The organism is Bradyrhizobium sp., from assembly GCF_035273305.1.
In the GTDB taxonomy this organism is placed as follows: Bacteria; Pseudomonadota; Alphaproteobacteria; order Rhizobiales; family Xanthobacteraceae; genus Bradyrhizobium.
Map to the genome: position 1 here is coordinate 1 of NZ_DATEPI010000226.1, position 5,908 is coordinate 5,908.

General features: G+C 61.2%; 4 protein-coding genes and 1 pseudogene. 1 reads left to right on the top strand and 4 read right to left on the bottom strand.

The genetic code is table 11. The annotated features are described in order from the left end of the window. Positions 1 to 572: ATP12 family chaperone protein (locus VJV58_RS15380; RefSeq protein ID WP_324138224.1), on the bottom strand; the 572-nt coding region annotated here is incomplete at its 3' end. 415 nt (positions 573 to 987) lie between these two features. After that, the gene (locus VJV58_RS15385; protein ID WP_324138225.1) at positions 988 to 2,181 is read right to left on the bottom strand and encodes an RluA family pseudouridine synthase; all 1,194 of its coding nucleotides are present in this window, start codon (positions 2,179 to 2,181) and stop codon (positions 988 to 990) included. A gap of 129 nt (positions 2,182 to 2,310) precedes the next feature. Here VJV58_RS15385 and VJV58_RS15390 point away from each other — a divergent pair. Then, positions 2,311 to 2,937 (top strand): annotated as a pseudogene (locus tag VJV58_RS15390) (alpha/beta hydrolase); the annotation flags it as partial. 70 nt (positions 2,938 to 3,007) lie between these two features. On the opposite strand, the gene VJV58_RS15395 reads toward VJV58_RS15390, so the two are convergent. Both VJV58_RS15395 and VJV58_RS15400 read right to left on the bottom strand, forming a co-directional pair. Beyond that, entirely contained in the window at positions 3,008 to 4,342 is a 1,335-nt protein-coding gene (locus VJV58_RS15395) for a replication-associated recombination protein A (RefSeq protein WP_324138226.1), read from the bottom strand. Further along, positions 4,339 to 5,730: a DegQ family serine endoprotease gene (locus VJV58_RS15400; RefSeq protein WP_324138227.1), complete on the bottom strand. Its 1,392-nt coding sequence runs from the start codon at positions 5,728 to 5,730 to the stop codon at positions 4,339 to 4,341. Before VJV58_RS15400 ends, VJV58_RS15395 begins: the two co-directional genes overlap by 4 nt. Between the last annotated feature and the right edge of the window lie 178 nt (positions 5,731 to 5,908).

The following is a 5,908-nucleotide window of genomic DNA, read 5'->3' on the forward strand; positions in this document are numbered from 1 at the left end:
ATGACGTGCAGCGCCGCAAGCGACCATGCATCGTGAGGTAGCGCGGCTCGCGCGGCGGCGATCGCGGATTCCGGCTGACGAACGTGCACGATGCCTTCCGCCAAGATGAAATGCGCGCCGAGCGTCTCGGCGGCCCAGAACACTATTGGGTCCCAATGCGCGGCCTCACGCGCCACCAGCGCCTCGGGATGGCCGGCTCGATAGAACAACAGATCGGTCTCAAAATACTTCGCGATATCATCCGTTACAGCATCTACGCGGTCGACCACGGCGTCCACGACGCTGTTGGCAAACCGCGTCATAGGCATGGTCAGCGGCTCGATGAATTCCTTCTGATTTTGCCATTCCGCCACGATGGCGTCGGCGATCTCCTGGACGGGCACGATCACCTGCCGCCCCGAAGGCGTTCGGATCGGTCTATCATCAAGTGTCACCGCGAAGCCGCCGGTCGTCGCTGTCACGGCAGCGTTCGAGTAGAAACGCTTGCGCTGTGGTGTGCGCGCGGCGCGCCGCACCGCCTCCTCCGGATCGAGCGGCGATGTTTCGGATGCTTGCTCGAACAACTCACGCATGCGCGTTACGGTTTCTCTCTTCTATCTGATACGCAACATTAAGCCACGCGCACCTGCAAAGAAAGCAGCGCGCGCGTCGCTAATTTGCGCAAGACCGCGAATAGGCTGAGCGCTCGTTAGGTCCCAGCCCGCTGGCCGCGGCGTCATCAAGACAGCTGTTGATCCGATCGCTGAAGGACGGCCTCGGCGCGGGCGCGTAGCTCTGCCGCGGCGGCGCATCCATCTGCGGCACGACAGGGACTTCAATCCGCGGAGGCGGCGGTGGTGGTGGCATCGGTGGGTTGAATTGCGAACCGCCCGGCGGCAGGACTTGCGCCGAAGCAACGCTCGCCAACATGACGGCGGCTGCGAAGAGGATAGTCGCTGCGAGTTTCATGAAGGGTATGTCGTCATCCCTCACCAAAGCGCAAATAAATTATTCTTCAGGCGCGTTCTCAATCGGATCAAACCTGTCGGCCTCCAGCCCGAGCAGGTTCCACGACTGCAGCATATGCGGCGGCAGCGGGGCGGTGACATCGATAACCCCGCCGCGCGGATGAGGTATTACAATCCGGCGGGCCAGCAGATGCAGTCGTTTCTGCAAGCCTCCGGGCAGCTGCCAGTTTTCCTTATTAAAATATTTGGGATCGCCGACAATGGCGTGATCGATATGCGCCATGTGCGCCCGTAATTGATGAGTCCGCCCGGTGACGGGCTTCAGCGATACCCATGCGAGCTTCTGCGCCGAGGTCTCCACCACAGCATAATACGTGACGGCATGACTGGCGCCCTCGTCACCATGCGCCGCGATTCGCATGATGGTGTCTTCCTCGCCCTCTTCCTTGGCGAGATAGGTCGAAATCCTGCCCTGTTTCGGCTTCGGCACACCCGCGACCAGAGCCCAGTAAATTTTGCGCGCCGACCGGTGGCGGAATGATCCCGTGAGCGCGGTCGCCGCGAACCGTGTTTTCGCGACCAGCAGGCAGCCCGCGGTTTCCTTGTCGAGACGATGAACCAGCCGGGGTTTCTGACCCTTGGCGTCGCGCATCACTTCAAGCATCTGGTCGATGTGCCGCGTCGTGCCCGAACCGCCTTGGACCGCAAGTCCGGCAGGCTTGTTCAACACAATCACATCGGCATCTTCGTAAAGCGTTATTTCCTTCAGTGACTGAAGCGTCCGGGTTGCCGCTTCCGATAAGTGTCCTGGGGCTTTAGGCACATCGAGCCTGAGCGGCGGAATGCGAACGCTTTGGCCTTCTTCCAGCCGGTCCTTGCTGTCGGCGCGCCTGCCGTTGACGCGCAGTTCGCCTTTGCGGACGATGCGCTGGATGTGAGAGAACGACAATCCCGGAAACCGCGCCTCGAGAAACCGGTCAACCCGCATGTTATTCTCATCGGCGGTAACGACGAGGGTTTGAACTTTGCTCGGCAGTGCTGGCGGCTCGGGCGCAGCAATGGGAGTTTCGGGTTGCGCCTTCGCGGCGGGCGCGGACACCGGTATCGAGGGTTTGCCGCCCGGCCGATACGCCTGCGGCCGCTGCGCCTGCAAGCCCCGGTACGGAGGTGCACCCCTCGGGCGATCCCCTGAAGCGCGGGACTTCGCAAGGGGTCTCCTGATACGACGGCTCATATTTACGGCAGCTCCAATGTCGGCTGTTGCGTAGCGCAAAACCATCCAATCGTCACGGCGAAATCGCTACAAATCCGGGCTCGGGACCGGGCCATGTTGGGCCAAGCACCTGGGAATCGGGAGTATGGGATGACGCTAGGAAAATCGGCTTTGACGGTCACCGCGATAGTGGTCGTAAGCGCAGCTTGGGCCCAGCAAACCCCGTTTCCGGAGGAGATCGCCTGGAAACTGTTGGAGGTGGGTCAAGTAATCGATCCCCCGAAGACCGCTCAGCTCTACGCGCCGCTACAGCAAAAAGAACCCTATCCGGCGGTCAGGATCGAGCGGGACATCAAATATGGTGCCGCCGAGCGCAATCATGGCGGCGGCTTCGTCGCAGGCAACAAGAGAACCGGAAATAGCCCGTTCTACGACAACGTCATGCTGTGGGCGGTGAAGAACGGCTTTATCGGCGTCAACACCACCTATCGGCTGGCGCCACAATCGCCGTGGCCTGCAGCCGCGGAGGATTTGGGCGCGGCAGTCAAGTGGACTTCGGACTACATCGCTGCCCGTGGAGGCGATCCCAAACGCATCTTCCTGATGGGGCATTCCGCCGGCGCGGTGCATGTCGCTACCTACGTGTCACATCCTGAATTTCAAAAAGTCGGAGATGGTGGCCTTGCCGGTGCAATCCTCCTATCCGGTATCTACGATCTGAATGGAGAGGATTCGGGCGATGCCGAGAAGGCCTATTTCGGGACTGACACATCGCTTTACGCCGCCCGATCCTCACTGCAGGGACTGCAAGCGACGAAGCTACCACCGGCAAGTAGAGAGTTAGCGACTACTTGCTTCCCCGCTCACGGCGCAGCTTGGCCCAATAGTCCAGACGCTTGCGGAGCTCACGTTCGAAGCCGCGATCCGGCGGATCGTAAAACGTCTGGCGACCCAGCGCTTCTGGAAAGTAATCCTGACCCGAGAAAGCGTCAGGCGCATCATGGTCGTATTCGTAGCCGCTGCCATAGCCTTCCGATTTCATCAGCCCGGTCGGCGAATTCAGGATGTGCTTCGGCGGCAGCAGCGACCCGCCTTCCTTGGCTGCGCGCATCGCCGCGCCGAACGCCTTGTAGGCGGCGTTCGACTTCGGAGCTGTCGCGAGATAGATCACCGCCTGCGCAATAGCGAGTTCGCCTTCGGGATGACCGAGGAAGTCATAGGCGTCCTTGGCGGCGTTGCAAATCACCAGAGCCTGCGGATCGGCAAGACCGATGTCCTCAACGGCCATCCGCACCACGCGCCGCGCCAGAAACAACGGGTCCTCACCCGCATCCAGCATGCGTGCGAGATAATACAGGGCAGCGTCGGGATCGGAGCCGCGCACCGATTTATGCAGCGCCGAGATCAGGTTGTAATGCCCGTCAGCGGATTTATCGTAGATCGGTGCACGGCGCTGCAGGATGTCCTGCAACTGCGCGGCATCGAAGGTTTCACCTTCGCGTGCGGCGCGCCAGACTTCTTCGGCAAGCGTGAGCGCGGCGCGGCCGTCACCATCGGCCATGCGGACAAGCACCGCCCGGGCTTCCTGGTCGAGCGGCAGCTTTTTGCCTTCGATCTTTTCGGCATGGGCGAATAACTTTTCGATCGCGTCCGAGTCTAGCGAATGAAATACCAGGACGCGCGCCCGCGACAGCAGCGCCGCATTGAGTTCGAACGACGGATTTTCAGTGGTAGCGCCGACCAGCACCACAGTGCCGTCTTCCATCACAGGCAAGAACGAATCCTGCTGCGCGCGATTGAAGCGATGCACCTCGTCGACGAACAACAACGTACCCTTGCCGGTCTCGCGCCGCGCACGGGCCGCATCGAACGCTTTCTTCAAATCCGCAACTCCGGAAAACACCGCCGAGAGCTGTTCGAAGTGAAGTTCGGTCGCATCCGCCAGAAGTCGCGCGACCGTCGTCTTGCCCGTGCCCGGCGGACCCCAGAAGATCAGTGATCCCAAGGTCCGCGTCGCGAGCATCCGCGTCAGCGCGCCGTCAGGTCCCAGAATGTGATCCTGCCCCACCACCTCCGACAGGGTGCGCGGCCGCAATTTGTCGGGAAGCGGATGCGGCGCATCTGCCTCCATTCCCGCGGCAGCAAACAGGTTAGCAGCTTCGCGTGGTCGCTTCGGGCTCATCCGCCGAGCGTGACGTTGATCTGCTGGCCCCCGCGCACCAACGTAATGCGCCAGAGCCGGGCGGATTCGCGCGCGACCTTATCAAGGTCCGCGGTCTTGGCGATCTTCTGATTGTTGACAGCCATAATGATATCGCCCTTTTGAAATCCGACATTGGCTGCTGTTTGACCATCGGCCAAATCAGTGATCACGACACCCGCAGTATCAGAATCGAGATGCAGTTCGTCCGCCAATGCGGGTGAGATGTTTGCGACCTTGGCGCCCTGAAATGGCGAGCGTCCGGTCAGCACGATTTCGTTGCGGCCGCTATCGGGCGCGGTTTCGAGCGGCACCGCGAGCTTCAGGGTTTTGCCGCCTCGCGCGACTTCGATTTGCGCCGTGCCGCCGAGCGGGCGGGTCGCAAAACGATAGTCAAATGCGTTCGGATCCTCGACGGTCTGACCGTCGACGGCGATGACGAGATCGGACGGTTTCAGCCCCGCCCGGGCGGCCGGGCTGTTCGGAACGACGTTGGCGACCAGGGCGCCGGTCGGAAGCCTGAGCCCCAGTGTCTCGGCGATCTCAGGCGTCACTGCTTGCAAACGTGCACCAAGCCATGGCCGCTTGACGGCGTTGCCACCGCTCTTCGCGGAAGCAACCACCACCCGCACCATATTGGCGGGGATCGCGAAGCCGATGCCTTGCGAACCGCCCGAGCGCGAGAAGATCGCTGTATTGATCCCGGCGAGCTTGCCGGTCATGTCGACCAAAGCGCCGCCGGAATTGCCGGGATTAATCGCCGCGTCGGTCTGAATAAAGAACTGATAGTCGGTGATGCCGACTTGCGTGCGCGCCAACGCCGAAATGATGCCGTGGGTAACGGTCTGCCCAACGCCAAAAGGATTGCCTATCGCCAGCACCACGTCGCCTACCAGCAATTCGTCGGAGTTGGCAAAATCGAGCGTGGGGAATTTCTCGTGTGAATGTTTCAGGCGCAATACGGCCAGGTCCGTCCGACTATCCTTCAGAACGATCTCGGCCTCGAATTCGCGCTTGTCGGACAGTGAAATCTTGACCTGATCGGCGCCTTCGATGACGTGGTTATTGGTAACAACCAGACCGGACGAGTCCACCATCACGCCCGATCCAAGCGAGCGCTGCATCTGTTCGGGCTGCTGGCCGGGCACACCGAAGAACCGGCGAAAGATCGGATCGTCGAGCAGCGGATTGCGACTTTGCACGACCTTGGCTGCGTAAACATTCACTACGGCCGGCTGCACCCGCTGAACAATCGGCGCATATGAAAGCCTCACCTCGGCCGCCGAGGCCGGTACGCGGCGGTCCTGCGCGAGCGCCTGAGCCGCAGCCAAGAGGACCAGCAATGCGGTAAGCGTGCGAACAACGATCATGAAAGATTCCCGGGAAACTGGAGCTGCGAATATAGGCGTCTCGTCAGGCAAATAGAAGTGATTGGAAGACCTGGCATCCCCCGTTATGGCCGAGAACCAAACCCATTTTGAAGCTCGTCAAAGCAATGACGGCCGCCCTCCCTCCCACTTGCAGAGAGGGTGGCGAGAAGCGGCCGGG